The sequence below is a fragment of the Natrialba sp. SSL1 genome (assembly GCF_001861355.1).
Taxonomy (GTDB): domain Archaea; phylum Halobacteriota; class Halobacteria; order Halobacteriales; family Natrialbaceae; genus Natrialba.
The window spans coordinates 150,119-175,380 of record NZ_MASN01000052.1 but is presented as its reverse complement, the minus strand read 5'-3'; the positions used below and the strand labels follow the sequence as shown (position 1 = coordinate 175,380).

The 25,262-nt window shown below is 63.7% G+C and carries 27 protein-coding genes; 21 read left to right on the top strand and 6 right to left on the bottom strand.

From position 1 onward, the window contains the following. From BBD46_RS18135 to BBD46_RS18120, 4 genes are all read left to right on the top strand, one after another. Complete coding sequence (locus tag BBD46_RS18135) at positions 1 to 1,089, top strand: pyridoxal phosphate-dependent aminotransferase (protein ID WP_071403075.1); 1,089 nt, start codon at positions 1 to 3, stop codon at positions 1,087 to 1,089. Continuing rightward, positions 1,086 to 1,958 carry an adenosylcobinamide amidohydrolase gene (locus BBD46_RS18130; RefSeq protein ID WP_071403074.1) on the top strand — a complete coding sequence of 291 codons (873 nt, stop codon included), beginning with the start codon at positions 1,086 to 1,088 and terminating at the stop codon, positions 1,956 to 1,958. The genes BBD46_RS18135 and BBD46_RS18130 overlap by 4 nt, the downstream gene beginning before the upstream one ends. 25 nt (positions 1,959 to 1,983) lie before the next feature. Then, a complete protein-coding gene (locus BBD46_RS18125) occupies positions 1,984 to 2,487 on the top strand; it encodes a hypothetical protein (RefSeq protein ID WP_071403073.1) in 504 nt (167 codons plus the stop codon). A gap of 142 nt (positions 2,488 to 2,629) precedes the next feature. Next, entirely contained in the window at positions 2,630 to 2,848 is a 219-nt protein-coding gene (locus BBD46_RS18120) for a hypothetical protein (protein ID WP_071403072.1), read from the top strand. Between the two features lie 125 nt (positions 2,849 to 2,973). Here the strand turns inward: BBD46_RS18120 and BBD46_RS18115 are convergent, their stop codons facing one another. After that, a complete protein-coding gene (locus BBD46_RS18115) occupies positions 2,974 to 3,864 on the bottom strand; it encodes a sulfurtransferase (protein WP_071403071.1) in 891 nt (296 codons plus the stop codon). Between the two features lie 105 nt (positions 3,865 to 3,969). Between BBD46_RS18115 and BBD46_RS18110 the strand changes: the two genes are divergently transcribed. Further along, entirely contained in the window at positions 3,970 to 4,710 is a 741-nt protein-coding gene (locus BBD46_RS18110; protein WP_071403070.1) for a fumarylacetoacetate hydrolase family protein, read from the top strand. A gap of 6 nt (positions 4,711 to 4,716) precedes the next feature. Here BBD46_RS18110 and BBD46_RS18105 read toward each other — a convergent pair whose 3' ends face one another. Next, positions 4,717 to 5,133 carry an MFS transporter gene (locus BBD46_RS18105; protein WP_071403179.1) on the bottom strand — a complete coding sequence of 139 codons (417 nt, stop codon included), beginning with the start codon at positions 5,131 to 5,133 and terminating at the stop codon, positions 4,717 to 4,719. A 138-nt stretch (positions 5,134 to 5,271) separates the two neighbouring features. On the opposite strand from BBD46_RS18105, the gene BBD46_RS18100 reads away from it, so the two are divergent. The 5 genes from BBD46_RS18100 to cruF all read left to right on the top strand — a co-directional run bounded on the left by BBD46_RS18100 (position 5,272) and on the right by cruF (position 10,031). Beyond that, positions 5,272 to 5,784 (top strand): YkgJ family cysteine cluster protein, encoded by a 513-nt coding sequence (locus tag BBD46_RS18100; RefSeq protein WP_071403069.1) that lies wholly within the window; start codon positions 5,272 to 5,274, stop codon positions 5,782 to 5,784. A gap of 109 nt (positions 5,785 to 5,893) precedes the next feature. Then, positions 5,894 to 6,178, top strand: coding sequence for a translation initiation factor eIF-1A (locus tag BBD46_RS18095; RefSeq protein ID WP_076738713.1), 285 nt, complete (start codon positions 5,894 to 5,896; stop codon positions 6,176 to 6,178). A 296-nt stretch (positions 6,179 to 6,474) separates the two neighbouring features. Further along, positions 6,475 to 8,058 (top strand): phytoene desaturase family protein, encoded by a 1,584-nt coding sequence (locus tag BBD46_RS18090; RefSeq protein ID WP_071403068.1) that lies wholly within the window; start codon positions 6,475 to 6,477, stop codon positions 8,056 to 8,058. A 22-nt stretch (positions 8,059 to 8,080) separates the two neighbouring features. Next, a complete protein-coding gene (locus BBD46_RS18085) occupies positions 8,081 to 9,067 on the top strand; it encodes a prenyltransferase (protein WP_253184600.1) in 987 nt (328 codons plus the stop codon). Continuing rightward, entirely contained in the window at positions 9,060 to 10,031 is a 972-nt protein-coding gene (gene cruF / locus BBD46_RS18080) for a bisanhydrobacterioruberin hydratase (protein WP_394326835.1), read from the top strand. The genes BBD46_RS18085 and cruF overlap by 8 nt, the downstream gene beginning before the upstream one ends. A gap of 23 nt (positions 10,032 to 10,054) precedes the next feature. Here the strand turns inward: cruF and BBD46_RS18075 are convergent, their stop codons facing one another. Both BBD46_RS18075 and BBD46_RS18070 read right to left on the bottom strand, forming a co-directional pair. Beyond that, positions 10,055 to 11,011 (bottom strand): phytoene/squalene synthase family protein, encoded by a 957-nt coding sequence (locus tag BBD46_RS18075; RefSeq protein WP_071403066.1) that lies wholly within the window; start codon positions 11,009 to 11,011, stop codon positions 10,055 to 10,057. Between the two features lie 191 nt (positions 11,012 to 11,202). Next, positions 11,203 to 12,531 (bottom strand): hypothetical protein, encoded by a 1,329-nt coding sequence (locus tag BBD46_RS18070; RefSeq protein ID WP_071403065.1) that lies wholly within the window; start codon positions 12,529 to 12,531, stop codon positions 11,203 to 11,205. A gap of 152 nt (positions 12,532 to 12,683) precedes the next feature. Between BBD46_RS18070 and BBD46_RS22795 the strand changes: the two genes are divergently transcribed. The 3 genes from BBD46_RS22795 (at position 12,684) to BBD46_RS18060 (ending at position 13,759) form a co-directional block, all read left to right on the top strand. Next, positions 12,684 to 12,845: a hypothetical protein gene (locus BBD46_RS22795; protein WP_171908248.1), complete on the top strand. Its 162-nt coding sequence runs from the start codon at positions 12,684 to 12,686 to the stop codon at positions 12,843 to 12,845. A 132-nt stretch (positions 12,846 to 12,977) separates the two neighbouring features. Continuing rightward, the gene (msrB, locus tag BBD46_RS18065; protein ID WP_071403064.1) at positions 12,978 to 13,421 is read left to right on the top strand and encodes a peptide-methionine (R)-S-oxide reductase MsrB; all 444 of its coding nucleotides are present in this window, start codon (positions 12,978 to 12,980) and stop codon (positions 13,419 to 13,421) included. Between the two features lie 131 nt (positions 13,422 to 13,552). After that, positions 13,553 to 13,759 (top strand): DUF2196 domain-containing protein, encoded by a 207-nt coding sequence (locus BBD46_RS18060; protein WP_071403063.1) that lies wholly within the window; start codon positions 13,553 to 13,555, stop codon positions 13,757 to 13,759. A gap of 27 nt (positions 13,760 to 13,786) precedes the next feature. Here the strand turns inward: BBD46_RS18060 and BBD46_RS22790 are convergent, their stop codons facing one another. After that, positions 13,787 to 13,984, bottom strand: coding sequence for a hypothetical protein (locus tag BBD46_RS22790; RefSeq protein WP_071403062.1), 198 nt, complete (start codon positions 13,982 to 13,984; stop codon positions 13,787 to 13,789). A gap of 55 nt (positions 13,985 to 14,039) precedes the next feature. Between BBD46_RS22790 and BBD46_RS18050 the strand changes: the two genes are divergently transcribed. The 7 genes from BBD46_RS18050 (at position 14,040) to BBD46_RS18025 (ending at position 21,834) form a co-directional block, all read left to right on the top strand. After that, positions 14,040 to 14,951: a YihY/virulence factor BrkB family protein gene (locus BBD46_RS18050; protein ID WP_071403061.1), complete on the top strand. Its 912-nt coding sequence runs from the start codon at positions 14,040 to 14,042 to the stop codon at positions 14,949 to 14,951. 196 nt (positions 14,952 to 15,147) lie between these two features. Then, complete coding sequence (locus BBD46_RS18045; RefSeq protein WP_071403060.1) at positions 15,148 to 15,933, top strand: endonuclease/exonuclease/phosphatase family protein; 786 nt, start codon at positions 15,148 to 15,150, stop codon at positions 15,931 to 15,933. A 70-nt stretch (positions 15,934 to 16,003) separates the two neighbouring features. After that, the gene (locus tag BBD46_RS18040; protein ID WP_071403059.1) at positions 16,004 to 16,654 is read left to right on the top strand and encodes a phospholipase D family protein; all 651 of its coding nucleotides are present in this window, start codon (positions 16,004 to 16,006) and stop codon (positions 16,652 to 16,654) included. A 73-nt stretch (positions 16,655 to 16,727) separates the two neighbouring features. Next, a complete protein-coding gene (locus BBD46_RS18035) occupies positions 16,728 to 19,955 on the top strand; it encodes a bacterio-opsin activator domain-containing protein (protein WP_071403058.1) in 3,228 nt (1,075 codons plus the stop codon). Positions 19,956 to 20,060: 105 nt separating this feature from the next. Then, a complete protein-coding gene (locus BBD46_RS22380) occupies positions 20,061 to 20,201 on the top strand; it encodes a rubrerythrin-like domain-containing protein (protein WP_006652185.1) in 141 nt (46 codons plus the stop codon). Positions 20,202 to 20,315: 114 nt separating this feature from the next. After that, a complete protein-coding gene (locus BBD46_RS18030) occupies positions 20,316 to 21,092 on the top strand; it encodes an NAD(P)H-hydrate dehydratase (RefSeq protein ID WP_071403057.1) in 777 nt (258 codons plus the stop codon). A gap of 94 nt (positions 21,093 to 21,186) precedes the next feature. Beyond that, positions 21,187 to 21,834 (top strand): class I SAM-dependent methyltransferase, encoded by a 648-nt coding sequence (locus tag BBD46_RS18025; protein ID WP_071403177.1) that lies wholly within the window; start codon positions 21,187 to 21,189, stop codon positions 21,832 to 21,834. 12 nt (positions 21,835 to 21,846) lie between these two features. On the opposite strand, the gene BBD46_RS22785 is transcribed toward BBD46_RS18025, so the two are convergent. Continuing rightward, on the bottom strand, positions 21,847 to 22,005 hold the full coding sequence (locus BBD46_RS22785; protein WP_171908247.1) for a hypothetical protein: 159 nt from the start codon (positions 22,003 to 22,005) through the stop codon (positions 21,847 to 21,849). A 159-nt stretch (positions 22,006 to 22,164) separates the two neighbouring features. Between BBD46_RS22785 and BBD46_RS18020 the strand changes: the two genes are divergently transcribed. Continuing rightward, complete coding sequence (locus BBD46_RS18020) at positions 22,165 to 25,155, top strand: ATP-dependent helicase (protein WP_071403056.1); 2,991 nt, start codon at positions 22,165 to 22,167, stop codon at positions 25,153 to 25,155. Positions 25,156 to 25,262: the final 107 nt, after the last annotated feature.

Below are 25,262 nucleotides of genomic sequence, written 5' to 3'. Positions count from 1 at the left end.
ATGGACTCTAACTCCATTCACACCATCGGTCGTGTTCCCCACGGCGGCGAACCCGACCCGGCCGTCGTCGATGCCTCGGCGAACACCAACCCGAACACGCCCGACGGCGTCGGCGAAATCTACCGCAGTGCACTCGAGGAGTCCCGCCGCTATCCCGACGACGAGTACGCCGAGTTTCGGGCTTCGGCAGCCGACTTCGTGGGCTGTGACTCCGATCAGGTGATCCCAACACCCGGCGGGCTGGCCGCGATTCGACTAGCGATGGAACTCGCGCTTGAGCCCGGCGACGAGGCGCTCGTCCCGTACCCCAGTTTTGGCGAGTACGCCCGCGAAGTTCGCCTACAAGGTGCAACGCCGCAGTTCGTCCGCTACGACGACCTCCTGTCGCTGCGCACGGCTGCACTCGAGTCCACCTCGCTCGCGATTATCTGCACGCCGAACAATCCGACGGGTGACGCGGTCGAGGTGGCCGACCTCGTCGCGTTCGCGAACCGCTGTGCGGAGGCGGGAACGACGCTGCTCGTCGACGAGGCGTTTCTCGGCTTTACCGACTTACCCTCCGCGGCAGCCGCTGCACTCGAGTCCGACTACGCGCACGGCCGCGAACACGTCATCGTTGCCCGCTCACTCACCAAGCTGTTCGGCCTGCCGGGTCTACGCGCCGGCTTCGCCATCGGGTTCGGTGAGAATCGTCGGGCACTCGAGTCGGCCCGTCGCGCGTGGTCTCTCGGAACGCCGGCCGCGCGCGTCGGTGCGTACTGTCTCCGACAGGACGAGTTCGTCCACGAGACACGCGAGCGAGTCACCGAGGAGCGCGCGCGAGTTCGCGAGCGGGTGGAGACCGAACTCGGGTTCGACGTTGCGCCGTCGGACGCGCCGTATCTGCTGTGTGACGTTGGAGAGCACAACGTCACCGACGTGATCGAGACGGCGCGCGAGCGCGGGGTGGCCATCCGCGATGCCCGTACGTTCCGGGCGCTCGACTCGCACATCCGAATCGCAATCAAAGATCGGGAGACGAACGATCGGGTGCTCGCGGCGCTCGGCGCTGGCGAGCCGGAGGATACGGACGGCGACGGTGACCGATGACCGCCGACGAGCCCGCCTATCAGGCCGTTCGCCGCGCCGGCGTGCTTCGGGTGTCCCGACCCGGAACCGAGTGGCTCTCGAGTGGCTGGAACGGCGGCCGCTGGCAGTCCGAGGCTGCGTACAACATCTCGGTTCCAGACGGCTGGGGCCGCCAGGAACTCGGCGCGTACGTCGCGTCGCGACTCGAACGGGCGGGGTTTCAGGAAGGGGCGTCTCCCGGCCGCGATGGTCGATCGGACGCCAACCAACAGCAACGGCAACCAGGACCGGCGCTCCTCACCGGCGTGGATATGGCCGACGCCCGCGGCGCACACTGCGGTCCCGTCACGGCGTACGCAACCGCCGGCATCTCGAACCCCGCCGCGCTTCCGATGGATCCCGCGGGTGGTTCGCTGCCTCCCACAGACGCTCAGACTAGCGAGACGGATGACACAGCGACCACCATCGGCACCGTTAACGTCATCGTCGGAACCACGCGCGCACTCGAGTCCGGCGCGCTCGCGAACCTTCTGGCGGTCGCCGTCGAGGCCAAGACCGCGACGCTGCTCGCCGAAACCGGTTTCCCGGGAACGACGACCGACGCGGTGATCGTCGGCCACGATCCGGCGGGCGACTCAGACGAGTTCACCGGCAGCGCGACTCGCGTTGGCGCGGCGACACGGGCCTGTGTCCGTGAGGCGGTTCAATCGTCGCTCCGCGTCCACTACGAGGGAGACGAGTACGCGCTCCCTGCTTCCGTTGCGGACGCGGCGTACGGTGTTTCGACCGACGTTGAGGCGACGGTGTTCGAACCGCCGGGGGCTGACGCTCAGGACGTTGATCCCGTTCCCAGTCAGAACGCAGAGATTGGCCACGACGGCCAGGATTAACTCCCTCCGAACCGAAGCCACACCGATGGCTGACGACTCCGACTTGGATCCGGCAGCGATTCGATCGATCGCCGTCTCGCCAGCCGATGTCGTCGACGCCTACGCCTATACACAGGAGAATCCCGGCGAGGCCGTCCTCCGGATCACGCCCCCGTTCCACGGCCGGATGCGCGCTCGTATCCACGTCTACCGACACGACGATGCCGAACTGACCGGTGCGGTTCACGTTCGGCCGGCGAACGTACTCGAGTCCGACGTGCTCGAGGCCTATCCGGCGTTCGACGAGGTGGCGGCCGGTGGAGGGCCAGCCGGTGAGGGGAGAAGCGAGGGCGGTGCGGATGATGCGGATAATGCGGAGAATGAGACTGATTCTGCTATTGCTACCGATACTGGCTCCGCCAACCGCCGTAAGCGCCATGCAGAAGCTGTCGAGGAGTGGCAGGCACAGGCGCGTGAGGCAATTCTTGAGTCAGTTCAGATTGATACAGAGAATGGCCAGCGAACGGTCGATGTCAAGTCGCTCGGCTGAGCGGAGAGCGTTGCCGACCAGTATAGCGTGTCGACAGTGAATTTCACCCGGGAGAATTCGAACGAGAGAGGTTCGATACCGACCACTTTCACTTTCACCACGGACGGATCGGATTGACATACTGTCAGTCCAAGTGATGCGTATGACACTGATCGTCGACCGAAGTGATGACCGCTCCCGAGGCGAGCTCACCGAGGACGAAGCCGGCCACAGCGCAGCCGCTCAGCGCGAACGAATCGAAGTCACCGAACTGCACGCGGCTGGCGTCGAGGAGTTCATCCACGATCGGACTGACGTCGACACCGACCAGGTCTCACTCGAGCACCGGGGTGCGCGTACGTACCTCGTTCTCGAGGAGTAAGCCGACTGTCTCCCGTCGACCCTCGGCCACAGCAGAAACGGCTCTGGCGAAGCCACCCGCAGTCACGTCACACCGCTAGTCAACTACTCAACCCACACCGACCACACCACCCATACCACCACACTTCACTCCGCCTCACCCCGCTCGATCGGCGCGCGAACGAGATTCCCCCACTCTGTCCAAGAGCCGTCGTAGTTGTGCACGTCGTCGTACTCGAGTAACTCGTGGAGCGCGAACCACGCGATTGCGGAGCGCTCGCCGACGCGACAGTAGGTGACGACGGATTCGTCGCCGTCGATGCCCTCGTCTGCGTACAGTTCCTCGAGCTCGTCCGGCTCCTTGAATCGGCCGTCGTCGCGCAGGTTGGTCTTCACCGGGACGTTCGACGCGCCGGGGATGTGGCCGCCACGCTGGGCGGTTTCCTGCAGTCCCTCGGGGGCGATAAGTTCGCCGGAGAACTCCTCCGGTGAGCGAACGTCGACCATCGGGATGCCGGCCTCGCGGGCCTTGTCCACGTCGTCTTTGTAGGCGCGGATGCTCTCGAACGGTCCCTTCGCGGTGTACTCGACGGAATCGAAGTCGGGCACCTCGTCGGTTAGCGGATAGTCCTCGTTCACCCAGTAGTCCTTGCCGCCGTCGAGAACGCGCGCGTCGTCGTGGCCGTAGTATTTGAACTCCCAGTAGGCAAAGAGCGCGAACCAGTTCGGAATCCAACCGTTGCCGTAGAAGACGACCGTGGAGTCCTCACTGATACCATGTTCGCCGACTGTCGCCTCGAAGTCGTCCTTCTTTAGGATGTCTCGCTGGTCCTGATCGGAGAGGTCTTCGTCCCACTGCATCCCGATCGCTCCGGGGATGTGGCCTTCGTCGTACCGCGAGGGGAAATCGCCTTCGTCGGGAGACTCGGGGCTGTTGACCTCCACGAGCCGGTAGTCCGGCTCGTCCGCCTGAAACTCATCTAGGTGGTCTTCGACCCAATCCGCCGAAACTAATACGTCGCTGTCGTGGTCGGACATGCGGAGGCCACTCCGACGAGCACCGTCAAAAACGTAACACGCGGCTGTCGGACACGTCCGAAATCGAACCGGTAGGCCTACTTCGATCGGTTCACGACCCCCTGTATGCGACTCGCACGGATCGAGACCGAGGACGGGCCGGTGGTTGGGCGGTACGAGGACGGCGTCGTTCACCCGACGGACGACACCGACGACAGCACGTACGAGGTCGGCGTCGACGGCGACCTGCTCCCACCCTGCGAGCCGACGGCGCTCTACTGCGTCGGTCGAAACTACGCCGAGACGCTCGAGCAGATGGAGTACGAGCGTCCCGAGGAGCCGGATTTCTTCATCAAACCGCCGGCATCGTTACTGGCCCACGAGGAGCCGATTCCCTACCCTGCGTTCACCGACGAACTCACGTACGCAGGTGAACTCGCGGCCGTCATCGACGAGGAGTGCCACGACGTGACCGAGGACGAAGTATCTGAGGTCGTCCGCGGCTACACGATCATGAACGACGTGGACGCACTCGACCAGCAGGGTCGCACCGCGCGGAAGGCGTTCGACGGCTCAGGCCCGCTCGGACCGTGGATTGAAACCGAACTCGACGCGACGGACACAGAAATCGAGATGCACACCGACGTGGCGGGCGAACGCCGCCAGGAAGCGACGACGGATCTGATGCTGTTCGATGTTGCCGAAATCATCTCGTACCTCTCGAAGCGGTTTACGTTCCGCCCGGGCGACGTCGTCGCCTTCGGCAGTCCCGCCAACCCCGGCCTCGTCGAACCTGGTGACACGGTCGAAATAACCTACGAGGGTGTCGGAACGCTGCGGAATACGGTTGCCGAGACGAGCCGGTAGCCACTCTCATCCGGCGGTGTTCGCCCGCCAACCGCTCCCATTACCGAGGCGTTCGCCACCCTTCGCACCGAGACCAAATCCGATCAGGAAGAAGGCACCGAGGAGAATGTGTACGGGGCTGTCGAACGGCCCCGCGGTCACCTCGAGGTAGCCCCACCAAGCGACGTAGACGGGAAATCCCCCGGCAAGGAGAGAGTCGGTGCGCACCCCGGTGAGCCGCGAGAACAGCGCCCCGGAGACGGCGCAGACGAGTACCAGCGAGAGGATTAGTCCCGGTTCGCCGACCCAGGCATCGACCGTCGACCAGGCATCACGCGCTGGCACCGTGAGGACGTACGAGACGAGGAAGACGAAGCCAGCACCGCCGAGAATTTCGGTGAATCGGTCGGGTATCTCTTGCTCGTTGTGCGGTTGGTCGGGCATCCGTTGCTTGCTGTACGGTTTTCTATCGACGAGTATAACTGTTCGTCTCGAACAGTCGTCCGCAGACGACTCCGGTCCACAATCGGTTCCGGTCGGAAGGTAGAAAGGCACTTCAGCGCGAACCATCTCCACGAACACGTGAGCGCTGACGCGACACGACGTGTCGAAGTCTACCCCGACCGCGAGGCCGTCGTCGAGTTCGATCCCGATCTCACCTTCGAGTGCGTCGACGACTGCACTTGGTGCTGTCACCACGGCGTCCTCCTCTACGATCGGGACCTTCTCGAGCTCGCTCAGCGAGCGAACCTCGCCGAGACGACGACCGACTTCCGCGGCGAGAAGTTCGTCACGCGCGAGGAGAAAGACCGAGAGGAACACGTCGCAGACGACGGCGCCGCCTGCGCGTTTCTCCGCGAGGATGGCCTCTGCTCGTTACATCTGGAAGAGGACTGGAAACCGGCGCGGTGTTCTGTCTTCCCGCTCGGCGTCTGGCTCGAGGACGGCGACCTCCACGTCGACATCCGCGAGTCTGCCCACGACCACTGTGACGGCCTGAACGTCAGCGAACGCCGCGTCATTGACAACCTCGAGGCTTTCCTGCCAGAACTGTTGTGGGAACTCGAGAACCCCGATTCAGAGCGCGAGTTATAACACAACTGATATGTATTCACTGAAATAGCTGATTTCCCCGTACCAGGGCTGTGGTGCGTGGTACCACGACTTTCCGATGATTTAAACGTCTGCCGAACGTAGGTCAGGTGTGACAGAAGACTCCGGGCGACGGAACCTCCGTATGCCCAACAGCGATGAAGTATTCGCCGTCGTAACCGAACACCTCGGTGGCAACCACGTGCAACTGCGGTGTGAGGACGGCGAGGAACGTCTCGGCCGTATTCCAGGCCGAATGAAGTACCGAACCTGGATCGAGCAAGACGACATTGTCGTCGCCGAGCCCTGGGACTGGCAGGACGAGAAGGCCACGATCGAGTGGCGCTACACCAGCCAGGACGCCGACCAGCTCCGTCGCGAAGGCCACATCGACTAATTATACTTCGGTGGCAGTAGCGCTGCGCTGATCTCTATACCCATATCCGCGTTGGACCCATAGCTCCAGCCACGTTCACATCCGCCCTTACACCCCACAGAGCCGCCGCTCCCCCACTCGCGAACGTGTCTTGCAATAGGGTCGATACCATCACACCGTAGCTGTTTCCGGCCCTCGAGTTACCCAATCGGATCGACCACAGCAGCAGCTATTTCTCCAGAAGGCGTCCCGTTATCGCCTCGCGCCCCACACTGTCAGGACCTAGGTTTTTCACTCCACCGAGAGTCAGGTCGACTATGCAACCACTCTCCGGGAGCTCCGTCGTCGTCGTCGGAGCCGGTGTCGGCGGCCTCTCTACCGCTTGCTACCTCGCCGACGCCGGCGCTGACGTTCGCGTCGTCGAAAAAAACGACCAACTCGGCGGCCGTGCGAGCCGCCTCGAACGCGACGGCTTCCGGTTCGACATGGGTCCATCCTGGTATCTGATGCCCGATGTCTTCGAGCGATTCTTCGCCACCTTCGATCGAACGCCAACGGACTACTACGACCTTACGCACCTCGATCCCCACTACCGAATTTTCTTCAAAGAGAACACAAGCCCGGGTCTCGAATCAGACGGGACTCGAGTACGAACAGATGGAAGCCCCCCAGCGACAACCGCGATGACGGCCTCGGCCCAGATTCCGGGCGACCGAATCGACATCACACCGGAACTGGAGCGAACGAAGGAACTGTTCGAGATGTACGAAGACGGCGCTGGTGAGGCACTCGAGCGTTACCTCGAGAAATCTCGAGAGAATTACGAGGTTGGTATGGAGCACTTCGTCTACGAGGATCGGCCGCGGCTGCGAGATTACATCGACCCGGCCGTTGCGCGGCAGGCACGCGGGCTCTCGTTGCTCGGATCGATGCAGGGCCACGTCGAGGACTACTTCGACCATCCACAGTTACAACAGATCATGCAGTACACGCTGGTCTTCCTCGGCGGCTCGCCGTCGAACACGCCGGCGCTGTACAACCTGATGAGCCACGTCGATTTCAACCTCGGCGTCTGGTATCCCGAGGGCGGGATCGGTGCCGTCATCGACGCCTTCGTCGAGCTCGGCCGCGAACTCGGTGTCCAGTACGATACCGGGCGACCGGTGACGACAATCAAGGGCCGGACAGGGGCGTTCCTCGTCGAGACGACCGACGGGCCGCTCCGGCCGGATCTGGTGGTGAGCAACACCGATTACGCGCATGCCGAACAGGAACTGCTCACGCCCGAACGGCGCGGCTACGACGCCGACTACTGGGAGTCCCGAACTTACGCCCCCTCTGCGTTCTTGCTCTATCTCGGTGTCGAGGGCGATGTCGACGAGCTTGCCCACCACACGCTCGTCCTCCCGACCGACTGGGAGGAGCACTTCGGCCAGATCTTCGATGATCCGCAGTGGCCCGAGGACCCGGCGTACTACCTCTGTGTCCCCTCCGAAACCGACGACACCGTCGCGCCCGACGGCCACAGCGCGCTGTTCGTCCTCGTCCCGATCGCACCGGGACTCGAGGACACCCCCGAAATGCGCGACCAGTATCGGGATCTCATCCTCGACGATATCGAGACGTACACGGGAACCAGCCTCCGCGATCGGATCGTCTTCGAGGAGGACTTCTGTGTCTCCGACTTCGCCAGTCGGTACAACAGCTACGACGGGACCGCACTCGGGCTCGCCCACACGCTCAGACAGACGGCCCTGTTCCGTCCGCCACACCGCTCGAAGCAGGTCGACGGGCTCTATTTCACCGGGGCCGATACCACGCCGGGAATCGGCGTCCCGATGTGTCTGATCAGCGGCGAGCTGACGGCTGAGGCCGTACTGGAGGATCATGGGAGTGCCTGAGAGCATACTTGGACTTGCGAGGATGGGATTGCGTGTGGAGGGGGACTCGAGTACCGCTCTGCTTTCTCCATCCTCTCGTGCGGACGACGTATCGGACGACAGCACCCCTTCAGCCAGTGCTGACAACGGGAATACCAGCGGAGCCAGCGAGACCGCTGGCCGAGGCGGTTTCGAGTCGCTCTCGTACCTGTTCACGCTCTCGCGCCCGCGATTCTGGTTCTACCTCGCCGGACCCGTGCTGGTGGGCATCGCCTACGCGGCTGAGGGCACAGGTGACCTGGTCACGCTCGCGACGGTCGCGCTGTTCGCGTACTTCCTCGTACCGGCGAACGTGTTCCTCTACGGAATCAACGACATCTACGACCGCGAGATAGACGCGAAGAACCCGAAGAAAGCGGCCGACGAACGGGAAGCGCGCTACCGCGGCCAGGGGTACGTGCCGGTCGCCGTTGCGCTCTGTGCGGCGCTGGCAGTCGTCCTCGTTCCGCTCGTGCCGAGCGCGGCGTGGCCCTGGATCGCCGTCTTCCTCGTTCTCGGCGCAGCCTACAGCGCGCCGCCGGTTCGGTTCAAGACAACGCCGTTCCTCGACTCGGTCTCGAACGGGCTCTACATCGCGCCGGGAGCGGCAGCCTATGCTGCGGTCGCTGGCACGCAGCCTCCAGTGCTCGCCGTTGTAGGTGCCTGGCTCTGGGCGATGGGAATGCACACGTTCTCTGCGATTCCCGATATCGCACCCGACCGGGAGACCGGGATCCGTACGACTGCGACCGTCCTCGGTGAAACGTGGACGTACGGCTACTGTGCTGCCTGCTGGCTGGGCAGCGCGGGCGCGTTCGCCGCGCTCGACGTGCGCCTCGGTGCGCTGTTACTGGTCTATCCGGCACTCGTCGCCACTATCGTCGCGACCAGAATCGACGTCGACCGCGCCTACTGGTGGTTTCCGGCGATCAACACTGTCGTCGGCGCGGCGATGACTATGGGCGGCCTCTGGGTGATGCTCTATGGATAGTCCGGACTCGGGCTCGGAAGCGAGCACGTCGCCGGAGTCTCCCTCGACCTCTGGCTCTGAATCTGGCTCGACCGCTACTCCTGGCTCTCCCTCCTCGTCCCCCTCGACCCCAACCACTCCAACTCGAGCCGGCGAGGGCTCGCGCGCTGTGCTCCAGCACCGACTCGAGTCCATCATCCGTGAGAACCGATTCACCATCGCGGTGGTATTCCCGGTCATCGGTGCGGTGACGCTCGTGGCGAGTGATCTCGGGCTGTTGCCGGAACCCCTCGCGTACAACCCGCTGCTGTTGCTCTTCGGGACCGCCGTGATGCGCTCGCCGCTGCTCGTCGGGCTTTTGCCTCGGATCGGCTGGTGGGCGCTCGGCTGTCTCGGTCTGTTAACTGCGTACACGTACGCGATCGAAATCGTCGGCGTGCGGACCGACTGGCCCTACGGCGCGTTCGAGTATACGATCCAGCTCGGGCCGATGCTCCTCGGCGAGGTACCACTGGCGCTACCGCTGTTTTTCATCCCGCTGGTGCTCAACGCCTATCTGTTGACGCTACTGGTGCTCGGTGAGCGACACCACAATCCTGTCCTCAGGCTGGCTGGTGCCGTCACGGCGGTGATCGCCGTCGACCTCGTGCTCGATCCTGCGGCCGTCGCGATTGGCTTCTGGGAGTTTATCCCAGCAGGGGTCTACTACGGCGTTCCGGTGTCGAACTACCTCGGCTGGCTGCTCTCTGGGACCATCGCGGTCGTGCTCGTCGACCTCGCGTTCGACCGCGAGGCACTACTCGATCGCGTCCGCTCCTGTGAGTTCATCCTCGACGATCTGGTGAGCTTCGTCCTGCTGTGGGGGTCGATCAACCTGCTCTACGGCAACTGGGTCCCCGCTGCCATCGCTGGCCTGTTCTGCCTTGGACTGTTCAGCACAGGCCGGTACGATCGTGATCTGCTCCGGACGGCAGTTCCTACCTGAACCGACCTGGGGTCATCCGGCCGTCACTGAATCGGCGTACGCTCACCGTGTTCGGTGTGTCGCATCTCCCTGCTCGCGTCAGCAGCGGGAACGGCTGAAACGCGCTGAAACACCGCCTCCGGATCGCGATTCCACTGCCAGTGCCAGCGCGTCTGGAGGACGCACCGAAGCTTTCGCGCCGTCGACAGCGACGGCTCCGACGTGAGCACGTCGTAGCCCTGCGCACGAATCAGCGCGTGGTGCTCCGCGTAGAGCACCGCCGCGACGAGCACCGGGAACTGGCAATCGTCCGGTAGGTAGCGAATCCCCGCCACCCCCGCCCGGTACCGCGCCTCCGTCCGCTGTAACTCCGCTGCCATCGCCGCCGCGAACGACTCGTCGAACTCGAGTGCCGCGATCTGCTCGTCCGCGACACCGTGTTTGTGGAGCGTTTCTTGCGGGAGGTAGATCCGGTCGCGGTCGAGGATATCCTCGCGTACGTCGCGCAGAAAGTTGGTCAACTGGAAGGCTTCGCCGAGTTTGATGGCGTGCGGACGGGCGGTTTCGGGGAACTCGGGTTTCATGATCGCGGTCATCATGACGCCGACGGCGGCCGCGGAGCCGCGCATATAGTCATCGAGTTCGGCGGCGGTTTCGTAACGGCTCTTCGTGATGTCGGTCGCCATCGCGTCGATGAAGACGTTGATCTCTTCGTTCGAAATCTCGTAGCGCTCACAGAGCGTCTGGAACGCCTCGAGAACCGGGTCCTCGGGGTCGGTCTCGCCGAGTGCCTGTGCGCGGAGGGACTCGAGTTCGGCGCGCTGGGTTTCGGGAGGTACGCCCTCTGCGTCGTCGACGATTTCGTCGGCGATGCGGAAGAAGGCGTACAGGACGTGCGTCGCGTGGCGGACGCGCTGGGGCAGGAATTTGGTTGCGAGGTAAAACGTCTTTCCGGTCCGTCGCTGAATCTGCTTGCTGGCGTCGATGTGTTCCTGTTGCATCCTCCCTCCGTGTCACGATCACAGGCGTCGGTTCCGACCCACTGGCCGCTGACAGGTGATGGATACGAGGTACCACAGTACGATATAAAATACCTTGCCCTGACTGCAGTTCGACGGAGCGTCAGATCGCGGGCCAACGAATTGACGGACGAGCGAACTCGGATGGAATCGCCAGCTGGCTCTCTGGGAGTTCAATTCGAACTGGACTCACTCGAGTCGGACTCGAGTAACTCGTCGGTGAGCATCGGGAGGAACGCGCCGATGTCGGTGACGAGGCCGATGGCCTGTGCGCTGCCGCGGTCGAGCAGTTGGGTGACGGTTGCGGGGTTGATGTCGACGCAGACGGTTTTGGTCGTCGACGGCAGGCAGTTGCCGACGGCGACGGAGTGCAAGAGCGTCGAGAGCATGAGCACGAGGTCGGCGTCCTGGGCCTGCTTGCGGATTGCATCCTGTGCCTCGATCGCGTCCGTGATGGTATCGGGCAACGGGCCGTCGTCGCGGATCGAGCCAGCAAGCACGTAGGGGACGTCGTTTTGGACACACTCGTACATCACGCCCTCGTCGACGACGCCGGCGTCGACGGCCTCGGGGATGCCGCCGTGGCGGACGATTTCGCTGATCGTGTAGATGTGGTGTTTGTGTCCCTTCCGTGGGTGTTCGAGGCTCTCGGTGTCGACGCCGAGGGAGGTACCGTAGAGGTCTCGCTCCAGGTCGTGGACGGCGAAGCCGTTGCCCGCGCTGATCGCGTCGACGTACCCCTCTCGAACGAGTTCGGCGAGGGCGTTGCGTCCTCCCGAGTGGACGATCGCGGGGCCGCAGACGGCGAGCACGGTGCCGTCGTTCTCGCGTACGTCGCGCATCTCGTCGGCGATTTCCTCGATCAGCGATTTGGACGGTCGTTCGCTGGAGACGCCGCCTTGCATGAAGCCGAAGGAGCCGCCGCCGTTGCGCGGGCGCTCGGGCGGTTCGACGCGGATGCCGCTCTCGCCGGTGACGACGAGGTCGCCTTCCTCGACGGCGTTTAAGACTTTGGTGTAGACTCGTGGTTCGGCGCTGTCGGTATTGCTATCGCTGCTGTCGCTGCCATCGTCGTCGCTGCTGTCACCGCCATCGCCGTCACTCTCACCACCATTTTTCTCGACGACGAGCGCACAATCCATCTCGATATCCTCGACCTCCACCCAGTCGCCGTTGACGCGGACGTAAGTAGGGTGGTTCGTCGTCGAGTAGAAGTCGACCGGGACGACCTGGTCGTCCGGCGCAGGCTCGATGGTCGCGTCCCGTGGGTCGGTCACGGTCGCGCCCTGCTGGTTGAGTTCGTGGAGGATCGCGCGGAGGTCCGCCGGCGTCTCCGCGGTGACGGTCATCCGGCAGTACGTCTCGTCGTGCTTGTGACGGCCGACTTCGAACTCCTCGACTTCGAACTCGCCGCCCATCTCCATGACGGCCCCGAAACAGTGGCCCATCGACCCGGAGTCGATGATGTGGCCCTCGAGTTCGACGGTCTGGGAAACAGTCATTGGGACGAGTTGGCGGGCGATCACCGTCAAGGTGTGTGTCTTCGGCCAGTGTTGTGCCGGTTTGTGTTATCACTGTCGCACCCCCATCCTCGCGCGTATCAGTGTGCGTGAGAGTACCAACCTATATGCCCGCTTTTGCCATACTGTCACACATGGCCAGCACACCAACATCCCGTGGCCAGTCGCGGTGCCGGCGGTGTGGCTTCGAAGCCCCCGGCGGGGACGACCAGTGGCATCGAATCACCGTCCCGAAACTCGGTCGCATGACGCAGTGTCCGGACTGCGAGAGCACGGACGTCATTACGAGCAGGTAGTCGTGGAAGTCGTGGACGAACGCTGGGGCACCCAACAGCCGACTGAGAACCGACCTACTTGCGAGGCATCGAACCGGCGTACCGACGTCGTGTTACAACAGACTCTTGGCCGTCTCAGTTCTTGCTAGACGCATGGGAAACGACGACCGCGAGCGCGCAGCAGCGTCGGAACAGCGACCGGCGAACGACAAGAGCGACGCGGAGTGGCGCGCAGAACTCGACGAGGAGGAGTACCGAGTCCTTCGTGAGGCGGGCACCGAGGCTCCCTTCAGCGGCGAGTACGTCGACCACAAGGCCGACGGCAGCTACGAGTGTGCCGGCTGCGGGGCCGAACTGTTCGACGGCGACACGAAGTACGACTCCGGCTGCGGCTGGCCGAGCTTCTACGACGTCGACGACGACCGGATCGAGACGCGACGCGACACCAGCCACGGGATGCAACGCACGGAGGTCCTCTGTGCCAACTGCGACGGCCACCTCGGCCACGTCTTTGAGGACGGGCCGGAGCCGACCGGCAAGCGCTACTGTATCAACTCCGTTGCGCTGGATTTCGAGGACGAAGAGACTGAGGACTAAGGACTGTGAATTGAGGTCCGAGGACGAAACCGAAACCTGGACCCTGAGCCGTTTCACTCCACCCTGCCACCGCGAACGCAAACGCAAACGCAGGCACCACCCTTTTCGAGCGACCTGTCCCACCAACGTCTATGTCCAGCGATCGACCAACCGCGGAGGAACTCCGCCAGGGGATCACCGTCGAAATCGTCCAGGGCGATCAAGACGTTGAATCGGAGGACCAGGAGCCGATCATCGGCGAGATCGGCACGATCTATGAGGACGATCCGGCCGGTCCGAAGGTCGAACTGAAAAGCGGCGTCGTCGGCCACGTCCAGTCGGTCGTTCACGACGAGTGAGCGTCGTCTTCAGCTACGGACGGCTAGTCACCCCACCAGCACCGGTGCGACCATCTGCACCAGCCTTGTTAGCAGCGACAACAGTTGCGACAGCACCGATACTGACAGCACCGACACCGACACCGACAGCAACATCAACAGCGACACCGGCACCAACGGAAACAGCAACACCGGCACCAACGGAAACAGCAACACCGGCACCAGCACCAACAGCAACACCAGCACCCGCTGTCACCACCACCAACCACTTCTGCCCCACCGTTGTCTCCTTCTGACAGCCATGACCTCTGGCAGCGACTCGAGTGCACCTGAATCCACATCCGACCCACCACCCGCCCCCGGACCGACGGCTCTCCTCCCGCTCGCTCGCTCCGTCGCTGCAGTCGCGCGCCAACGCCAGATCAGCGTCACCGCTGCGGGACTTGCCTACCACGCGTTCAACACGCTCGTCCCGCTGGTCATCCTCCTGCTCGTCGGTATGACGCTCGTCGACGCACTCGAACCGCTCCTCGAGACCATTGAGGAGGCAGCCGGACTCGAGGGGATGCTCACGTCCGATGCAAGCGAGGTGACTGGCGGCGCAGGCGTCGATCTGGCCCGGGCAGGTGTGCTCGCGCTGGCAATCTTGCTGTGGAGTGGCGCACGGCTCTTTCAAGCGGTCAACAGCGCGTTTACGGGAATTTACGGCTCTCGAAAGAACCAGTCGTACGTCGGGAGTGTGATGACGGTGACGATCGTGACGGCGCTCAACACCGCGTTGCTGACCGTGACGCTTGCACTCGGGGTCGCGCTGGTCAGCGTCGTCGGTGTCAGCGTCTCGGTCTTTGTCGGCGGCGTGGTGGCGACGCTTGTCAGCGGCGTCATCCTCCTGGGGCTTCTCACCGTACTCTTCTTCCCGATGTACTATCTCTTCCCGCAGGCGGACGTTTCGGCCCGCGAGGTCCTCCCGGGGACGGCCTTCGCGGCGCTCTCCTGGACGGTGCTGGCGCTTGGCTTCCGGCTCTACGTCGCGACATCGGAGAGTGTCGCGCTGTTCGGCATCGCAGGGGCCGTGCTGTTGATCCTGACGTGGGTCTACTTCGGTGGTTTTTGCTTGCTGCTCGGGGCTATTCTTAACGCCGTCCGTGCTGGTCGAGTCGATCCTGACGAGGAGTGGGAACCTGTACAGGACGCAGTGCCAGCCGACGTGTAGTGGTCGCTGTCCTCGATCGTCCTCTCCGTCGGTCTCCGTCTGTCCACATACGAGTCGGCCGTGCTCGGGGTAATCGTTATATGCACCACTACCTGAATGGCGTCACGATCTGACGACCTGCATCCGCCGGGTTGTGATTCACACGTTGCACTCGTTCCCCTGGCCTCTGATCCGTCATCCGCTCGCTGCTATACAAATGAAAATCCTCTCTTGCAACGCTGGCTATCTGCTCGGCTACCAGAACGTCCTCGGCGGCTACGTCCCGCCACCGATCGGTGCCACCCTTGGCGACACCGTCGCCGAGCGACAGGCGTTCGAGCAACTCGTCTCGCTCATCGAGCGCGAACGCCCCGACGTCGTCTCGCTACTCGAGATCGACCGTGGCTCTCACCGCACGATTACGGACGGACAGTTCCAGACGCTACGTGACTCACTCCGCCGACGCGGCCTCTCCTATGGCGGCGAAATCGCGAACAAGTACGGCGACAGCGGACTCGTCCAGTCGCTGCCGTTCTTCGGCCAGCTCGGCAACGGCGTGCTCTCACGCGCCGACCGCAATCCCACGATCGTTCCCCACTACCTCTCTGTCGGTCGCAAGCGACTGGTCCTCGAGATCGAAGCCGCCGCCGACGTGGTCCTGTTCATGGTCCACCTTTCGCTGGGCGCGCGGAGCAGAGCGCGCCAGCTCTCGGAACTTGCAGCCCTAATCCGCGACCGCGCTGACGGGCGGCAGGTCGTCGTCACCGGCGATTTCAACACCTTCGCCGCGACCGAGGAACTGCGTGAGTTCACGCAACGAACAGCACTCGAGTTACAGGTGCCGGGCGAGACGGTGCCGGCGCGCCCGTTCGACGACTGGCTCGTTAGCTCGCGACAGCTCGATCTGTTCTGTTGCTCGCCGTCGCTCGACGTGGCGCGCTGTGACGTGCTCGATGTGCAGTTGTCGGATCATCGGCCGGTCGTCCTGGAACTGGATCGCTGACCCCGCCAGCCGAAACTGACAGCGCGTGACACCCCGAGTTCAATACGTCCGCGCGTCGTGACGGCTGGTAATGATCGACGCCGAACCTGCCGTCCGGTTGCTGGGAACGGTCGACGGCACGCGCCGGTTCGAGGATGCGCTGGCCGACCTCTTCGCCGCCGACGGCACGGTCTATCTCATCAGCGGCTACTTCACGTACCAGGGCTATCGCCGGATCCGAGACGACGTCATCTCGTTTCTCGAGCGCTCGCGGGAGAACGAACTGATCGTCGTCGTCGGCCCTGCCTCGGATCAGTTCTCTGCACGGATTGCCGACGACCTCTGGACGAACGACGAGCACGACCAGGTGTCGCTGTACAAGCGCCCACGCGGCCTCCACGCAAAGCTCTACCTTCGCGACGGGCCGGACCCGGTCTGCATCATCGGCTCTGCGAACATCACACAGGTCGCCTTCGAGTACAACATCGAGTTGAGCGCCGAACTCGTCCGGGACAGCATCGACCATCCGGATCTTCGACCGTTCCTCGAGTGGGCCACCGAGCTAACGGCGAACGCGACCAAACTCCGGCGGCGCGATATCCTCGGACCGGTACAGATCGGCTGTTCGCTCGTCAACTGGTCGAACAAGGCGCGGCTACTACCGGTTCGGAACGTGGCACTCAGAGTGGTTCCGGTACTTCTCTTGCTGGTCGTTCTCGCGGGACTGTTCCGGTTCGTCTAAGCGCTCTCCCCAATCCGTGCTTCGGGCTTCGGAACCGATGCTTTCACTCATCCCTGTCACGTATTCCCATCGAATGCATACCGCACGGACTGTCGACGCGCCCCCGCCACGGCTCCTCGTCGTCGGCTCGGCGCTCGCAACCGAGTTCGACTCGCTCGTCTCCACATGGGACGGGCGACTCGCCGACGCCACCATCGAGTCAGTCCCGTCGGCGGCCGCTGCACTCGAGTGGCTCGACCAGCGCGCGGCCAGCGGCGTCGATTGTGTCGATTGCGTCGTGACGTCAGCCATCCTTCCCGACGGGTCAGGGCTGGAGCTACTCGAGTCGATTCGCGAGGATGACATCGTCGCTGGTGAGTGCGAGGAGATTCCGGTCGTTCTCTCACCCGAGGCGGGTGACGGGGATGCTGCACTCGCACGGGCGACAGCCGCAGTCGGGGGTGTTGAGTACGTTCCACGCGGTTGTGAGGCGGGGACAGACACGGACACGGCTGTCGACGGCGACTCCGATACTGCTCCCGTGGACGACGTGCTCCCAGCGGTCGTCGAGCGAGTCCTCTCGCAGGCTGAGAGACGAGACCGACGCCGAGAGCAGGCCCGGCAGTTCGAGGCTATCTTCGACGATCCGTCGGCGTACGGCTGGGTGCTCGACCCCAACGGAACGGTTCGACGGGCGAACGAGGCTGCGCTCGCCGACCTCGATGCGACGCTCTCCGACGTTCGCGGACGCGACCTCTGGTCGCTCGGCTCGTGGGACCAACTCGAGAACTGTCGCGATACGATCCACCAGGCCGTCGAAGAAGCTGCGAACGGCCAGGTTGTGCGACAGGAGATAACGCGCAAGTGGCCGAACAATGGGGCTAACAGACCGGCGGGCACTGGTGAGACAGCGGAAAGTACCCGCCAAACCCTCGATCTCACCGTCCGGCCGGTCACCGACGGCGACCGCGTCACGACGATTCTCGTCCGCGCGACGGACGTCACCGAGCGCGCGGCACTCGAGTCCGACCTGCGCGAGTCCGAGGAACTCCACCGGGTGACGCTCAACCACATGACCGACACAGTCCTCATCACGAACGACGAGGGCGAGTTCACCTACGTCTGTCCGAACGTGCACTTCATCTTCGGCTATACGGACGAGGAAATCCACGAGATGGGGTCGATCGACGAACTCCTCGGTGCGGACCTGTTCGACCGCGCGGAGCTCGCCGAGGACGGCGTCCTCACGAATATCGAGTGTACGGCGACGGACAAGGCGGGCCGCGAGCATACTCTGCTGGTCAACGTTCGCGAAGTCTCGATCCAGGACGGGACGCTCCTCTACAGCTGTCGCGATATTACGACTCGCAAGCGTCGTGAGGAAGCGCTGACGGCGCTCCACCGGACTGCTCGCGAACTGCTGTACGCCGAGACGGATCGCGAAATCGCGGCTGTCACCGTCGACGACGCGACGGACGTGCTCGACCTCGAGGCGAGTGCGGTCTACCTGTTCGATACCGACGAGAACGTGCTTCGTCCGGCTGCCCGCTCGGACTCGATGACGGCGCTCCACGGCCCGCTCTCTGCCAAACAGGTCGGCGAGAGTATCGTCGGCGATGTCTTTGTCGACGGCGAGAGCCGGTTCCTGGCGGATGTCCACGACTCGCCGCTGCTCGCCGATCCGACGACGGAGATCAGAAGCGCCGCGTTCGTCCCGCTCGGCGATCACGGCGTCTTCGTCGCCGGCTCGGCCGAGGCGGACGTCTTCGATGAGGTCTCCGGCGAGGTGACTGACCTGCTGGCGGCGACGGCGGAGGCCGCACTCGACCGCGTCGAACGCGAGCGCACGCTTCGGGAGCGCGACCGCGAACTCAAGCGCCAGAACCGCCAACTCACCAGTCTCAACCAGATCAACGAGATCATCCGTGAAATCGACCAGGAACTCGTCCAGGCCGAAACGCGCGAGGAGATCGAACACGGCGTCTGCGACCGGCTGACGGCCACCGATCGTTTCTCGTTCGCCTGGATCGGCACCGACGATCCGTCCGGGGAGCGACTCGAGTCCCGTGCCCACGGCGGAACGGATGGCGGGCGGGACTACCTCGACAGCGTGTCGTTCTCGCTCCCCGCACAGCCAGCAGAGCCGGGTGACGGTGCCACGGGAGACGAGTCGGTAGCGACAGCGGAGACTGCAACTGCAACCGAAACGTCCCTCCACGACTGCGAACCCGCCGTTAGAACCGCCCTCACACGTGAGGGAACGGTCGTCTCCAACGTCGTCGACAACCTGCGCGAGCAGCCCTGGCGGAGCGAGGCGCTCGCTCGCGAGTATCAGTCGGTCATCAGCGTCCCGCTCTCCTACGACGAGTTCTCCTACGGCGTGTTGACCGTCTACGCGGACCGCCCCGACGCCTTCGACGACGTCACCCGCGCCGTCCTCACCGAACTCGGCGAGACGATCGCCTCGGCCATCGCCGCGGTCGACCGCAAGCGCGCACTCCTCTCGAACGCGAACACGCGACTCGAGTTCGACGTCGCAGACGAGAGCTTCGTTTTCACTCGCCTCGCGACGCGGGCAGACTGTACGCTCTCGTTCGACGGCGGTGTTCGCCAGCACGAAGACGGCGCGACGGTGTTCGCCTCGGTCGAGGGCGCACCGGCAGCCGACGTGGCCGCCGCCGCGACTGAACTCGTCGCGGTCACCGACGCACAGGTCGTCAGCGACCATCGACGCGGTGGGCACGGATACGAGAACGCGAACGGGAGTGGAAGTGCGACCGCGAACGCAGGTGGTAAGAACGGCGGGACGATCAAACTCGAACTCGCGCGGCCGTTCCCGGCGCTCACGCTCGCGGACCACGGTGCCATCCTTCGCAGCGTTCGGGCGACGCCCGATTCGACTCGCGTCGTCGTCGACGTGCCAGCAGATGTAGACGGTGGTGGTGGCGCTGGTGGCGCTGATAACACTGTTGGCACTGCCGGTGTCGGTCGCGGTGCCGACACCGGTGCCAGCACCGATATCGTGACGACAGCCTTCCCAGACATCGAACTCCGTTCGAAGCGGCGGGTCGATCGGACGACGCCGCGAGATCTGCGTGCCGAACTGCTCGATCGGCTGACTGACAGGCAACTCGAGGTAGTCCAACTCGCGTACTACAGTGGCTACTTCGAGTCACCGCGCGAGCGCTCTGGTGAAGATATCGCGTCGATGCTCTCGATTTCACCGGCGGCGTTCTATCGACACCACCGGACGGTTCAGCGAAAGCTCTTCTCGGTGATTTTCGACGAGCTTGGCGTACCGTCTCACGCCATGGTTGAATAGTGAACCATGTTTTATTACCGACGCTAGATACTCAACGGACAGCTTCAACCTAATATCCCTAATATTCCTGAATGTGACGACCGGTGCGTCACGGTGTCCACCACGATGAAAGACGTCAAACTCGACCCAAGCGAGGAATCGGTATACGAGTGTTTCGCCTGCGGAACCGTCGTAACAGCGATTGCACCCGGCTCCTGTCCCGACTGCGGCGCGGACATGCGAAATCGCGGAACCCCCATCGAATAACGAGGTCCTGACTGGCGTCTCGCACCGATCACTTCTACCCACGTCGAGGGCGACTGCGTCCAAACCGGAACACGCCTGCCGAATCCACTCCCGCGAGGCTGCCCTACCGCTCGTATGGGTCGCCTGCAACGAACACTCTCGAACATTTCCGAAGAGAGTGACACGGACAACGGCCGTGTCGCCGTCGTCGGCGGGAGCATCGACTATCCAAACCAGCCCGCGCTCGTCGGACGCGCAGCGCTTCGGACCGGCACGGACCACGTCCGCGTGCTCGTCCCGGACCCGCTCTACGCTCCCGTCGCCGGCTCGTCACCGAATCTGCTCGTGAGCCCCTACGACGGCGATCAGTTCGATCAGGACGCAGCAGACAACACAGTCAACGTCTGTGAGTGGGCCGACGCACTCGTCATCGGCCCCGGTCTCGTCGACGCCGAGGTGGACGCGATCCGTGACGTTCTCGAGCGAACCGACATCCCCGTCGTTGTCGACGCACTCGCAATCGAACCCGCACTCGAGTCGGATCTCTCGACGGCCGTGCTCACACCGAGTGGGTCAGAGGACGATCCGATCTACGAGGCCTACGGCTCGCTCGAAGCGTTTACCGAGGAGACAGACGCTGTGATTACGCTGACCGGTGGCGTGGACGAGATCGTGACGGCGGGTGAGCGACTCGAGAACGACACCGGGACGTCGGCGCTGACTGTTGCGGGAACGGGCGATACGCTGGCCGGGATCACAGCGTCGTTGCTGGGTCAGGGAATGGATCGCCAGGAAGCGGCGGAGCTCGGTGCCTGGATTCTCGGCAAGAGCGGTGAACTCGCGACGGCCGAGTACGGGCCGGGCGTGATTGCCACGGACGTGATCGAGTGTATTCCGAAGACGATCCGCTAAGTAGGATGTGTTTCGACGACCGACCGATGCGTTGGCCGAAACCGACCGACGCGTTGGCCGAACCGATAACACACGCCACGTCGTAGACCGTAATATGGGCGCACCCGCTGACACGAACGAAATCTCGCATCCGCTGGTCGCGACAGTCTACGACCTCGTCGTCCCGGATCGGCTCCTGTTCGAGCCGCATCGACACTACCTGACGCGAGACCTCTCGGGTCGCGTGCTCGACATCGGTGCGGGAACGGGTGCGAACGTTCCGTATCTCGCGGAAGCGGATTCGACGGTCGAGATCCATGCAATCGAACCGGACCAACACATGCGCCGCCAGGCAGTTACCAAGGCCAGAGAGTACGGCTGTGCAGTCGACCTTCGCGACGCCCGCGCCGAATCGCTTCCGTATCCAGACGACGCTTTCGACGTCGTGCTCGCCAGTCTCGTCTTCTGTACGATCCAGGATCCTGACGCCGCACTCGAGGAGGTCGCACGCGTGCTCAAACCCGACGGTGAGTTTCGGTTCCTCGAGCACGTTCACGCCGACGGCTGGCGCGCAACTGGACAACACGTCCTGAACCCGCTCTGGGAGCGGGTTGCCGGCGGCTGTCAACTCACTCGCGACACCGTTGAGCGGTTCGTCTGCCACGACGAGTTCGCCGTCGAACAGATCGAGCGGATCGACCGCGGCGTCTTCCCGGCGACGCCGATCGTTCGTGGGACGCTGCGACGTCGTCGGCACCGATAATTCGCGACCGACTTACTCGCTGGAGGACGCGTCGTTCGGTCGCAGCACCTCGAGAACGCGCTCTGAACGCGCGCCGAGACCGAGTCCGGCGAGGAACGTGAGGAAACTGGGGACGAGAATCCAGAAGAGGTTCGGGTGCCCGCTGCCGGCGTGGAGTGGTAGTTCGAACATAGGCACTCTCTGTCCGGCGGTTCCAATGAATCTGCCGATCGTTGCAGGTTCTGCAGTCGTCCACCGCTGCCAACCAGTCGTCAACCGACATCCAGCCACTGCTTCACTTTCGCTCCGGTGGGCAAACCCTCTTACACGCCGGTCCCCCAGACGGTGGTGATGGATGGGACCGCGCGCCGCGAGTTGCCGATCGACGACGACGCTCTCCCCTTCGATCCCGAGACTGCGACGATCGACGACCGGGACGTCTTCGACCTGCTCGAACCCGCTGTTCAGGAGTGGTGGCTCGCGGAGTTCGGCGAGTTCGTCCCCGAGAACGACGGTTTCTTTACGCCACCGCAACGCGGCGCGATCCCGAACATCCACGACGGGACGAACACGCTCATCTGTGCGCCGACGGGAGCGGGAAAGACGTTAGCGTCATTTGCAGCGATCATCAACGAACTCTATCGACGCGAGCGCGAGGCGGTCCCTGATGCCGACAACGCCGACGCTGATACTGACACCACGACCGCCGCTGGTGTTGACACCACCGACGAGGCCACCGCCAACACCGACACCACCGACAACGCCAACACTAGCAACGGCACCACCGGCGACGTCACCACCAACAGCGACACCACCTGTGGCCTCGAAAACTCCGTCTACTGTCTCTACATCTCCCCGCTCAAATCCCTCGCCAACGACATCCATCGCAATCTCGAGGTGCCACTCGAGGGGATCGAATCGATCGTCGACGAACGGGACGACGGGGAATCGATGGGCGACATACGCCACGCCATCCGCCACGGTGACACGTCCTCGAGTGACCGCCAGAAGATGCTCGAGGAAACGCCACACATCCTCAATACGACGCCCGAGACGCTGGCCATCCTGCTGAACTCGCCGAAATTCCGCGAGAAGCTTCGGACGGTGGAGTACGTCATTGTCGACGAAATTCACTCACTCGCAGCGGGCAAGCGGGGCACCCACCTGTCGGTCAGCCTCGAACGACTCGCGGCGATGACCGACCACGAAATCACCAGAATCGGCTGCTCGGCGACCATCGAACCGCTCTCGGAGGTTGCGGAGTTTCTTGTCGGGCGCGAGGAGCCGAGCATGCCAGCGGGCGGCGACGCAGCGGCTGGCGACGCAGCACCAGCGCCTTCCGAAGCCGAACCGAAAAGCGAACCACGCAACTACGACATCGTCGACGCCCGCTTCGCCCGCGAGTTCGACATCGAACTCGAGTGCCCCACTGACGACCTGATCAACACCTCCCGCGAGGTCGTCCAGGAGCGATTCTACCGACAGCTTCACGACCACATTCAGAACCACACGAACACCCTCGTTTTCACCAACACCAGATCCGGCGCGGAACGGGTGCTCCATACCCTCCGCGAGCGATTCGACGCCTACGACGAGGACAACTCGGGCTGTCACCACGGCAGCCTCTCGAAGGACGTCCGACAGGATATCGAGGCCCGACTGAAGGAGGGCAGCCTCGACGTCGTCACCTCTTCGACGAGTCTCGAGTTGGGGATCGACATGCCCCACGTCGACCTCGTCGTGCAGGTCGGCTCGCCCAAATCCGTCGCCGCACTTCTCCAGCGCGTCGGCCGCGCGGGCCACCGCGTCGGCCAGACCGTGACGGGTCGGGTGATCGCCCTCGACCGGGACGAGCTACTCGAGTGCGCGGTCATGCTGAAGAAGGCCGAAGACGGGTTCGTCGACTCCGTCTCGATTCCCGAGAACGCCCAGGACGTGGCGGCCCAGCACGTCTACGGGATGGCGATCGCGGAGATTCGACCGGAGTCCGAAATCACAGAGATCCTCCGCCGGGCCTACCCGTACCGCAACTACTCCGAAGCCGAGTTCGAGTCGCTCATGCGCTATCTGACCGCCGAGTACGCCGGCATGGAGGAGAAGAACGTCTACGCGAAAGTCTGGCGTGATACGAACGACGCGCCCGACGGCGAGCACCACTACGAGGAGTTCCCCGTCGGCAAACCACTGATCGGCAAGCGCGGCCGGCTCGCGCGGGTGATCTACATGACCAACATCGGGACGATTCCGGACTCGTTCACCTGCGACGTCTCCACCCGTGCCGGCGACGAGTGGGTCGGCCAACTCGACGAGAACTACCTCGACACCTTAGAGAAGGGCGACGTCTTCGTCCTCGGCGGCGACCACTTCGAGTTCCGCTATCGGCGCGGCTCGAAGGTCTACGTCGACCGCACGAGCGCCCGGCCGACGGTTCCGTCGTGGTACTCCGAACGACTCCCGCTCTCCTACGACCTCGGCTGTGAGATTCTCAACTTTCAGGCAGAACTGCTCGCCCACTACGAGGCGGGCGGCCCGCCGCGCGTTCGCGCCTGGCTCCGCGAGTTCCCGCTGGACGACGACAGCGTCCGCGCGATTGCACGGCTGTTCGACCACCAGCTTCGGTACGCCGGCGCGGAGAGTGTGAGCACACCGGACCGGCTCGCGATCGAGGTCGAACGCGACCGCGAGGAGTACGAGCGCCACTACTACGTGCACTCCACGTATGGGCGCAAATTCAACGACGGCCTCTCGCGGCTGCTCGCCTACTACTGCGCCCAGGAGGCGACGGCCAATGTCCGCGTCGCGGTCGCGGACAACGGCTTCGTGCTCTCGATGCCGCTCAACCGGAAGGTCGACGTGGAGGGCATCTTCGACGATTTAGAGCCCGAGCGGGTCCGCGAAGACCTGCGCGCTGCCATCGACGGCACCGACCTCCTCCAGCGCTACTTCCGAATCAACGCAACCCGAGCGCTGATGATCCTCAAACGCTACAAGGGCTACGAGAAGTCCGCCAGCGAACAGCAGGTCTCGAGCGAGATGCTGCTCGGATTCGCGCAGGATCTGGAGGAGTTTGCCGTCATCGAGGAGACCTACCGCGAAATTCTCGAGGACAAACTCAACGTGGACGCACTCGAGTCGTTCGTCGCTGCACTCGCATCGGACGAGATCACTGTCGAGCGCACGCTGCTCGACTCGCCGACGCCGCGGGCGTTCGGACTGGCGACGCTTTCGGCGAGCGACGTGGTGCTCGCGGAGGACGAGAGTGCGGCACTCCAGGCGTTTCACGAGCACGTCATCGACGAGATTGGGGACGAGTCGATTCGGGAACTCTCGTCCGGTTCGTAGCTACATGTCCGATCAACAGGTATGTCTGGTATAGTATTAGTTAGGTGAGGAACATTCGATAATGAATACTCCGAGCATGCTAGTACATCGACAATAGATGCCGTAAG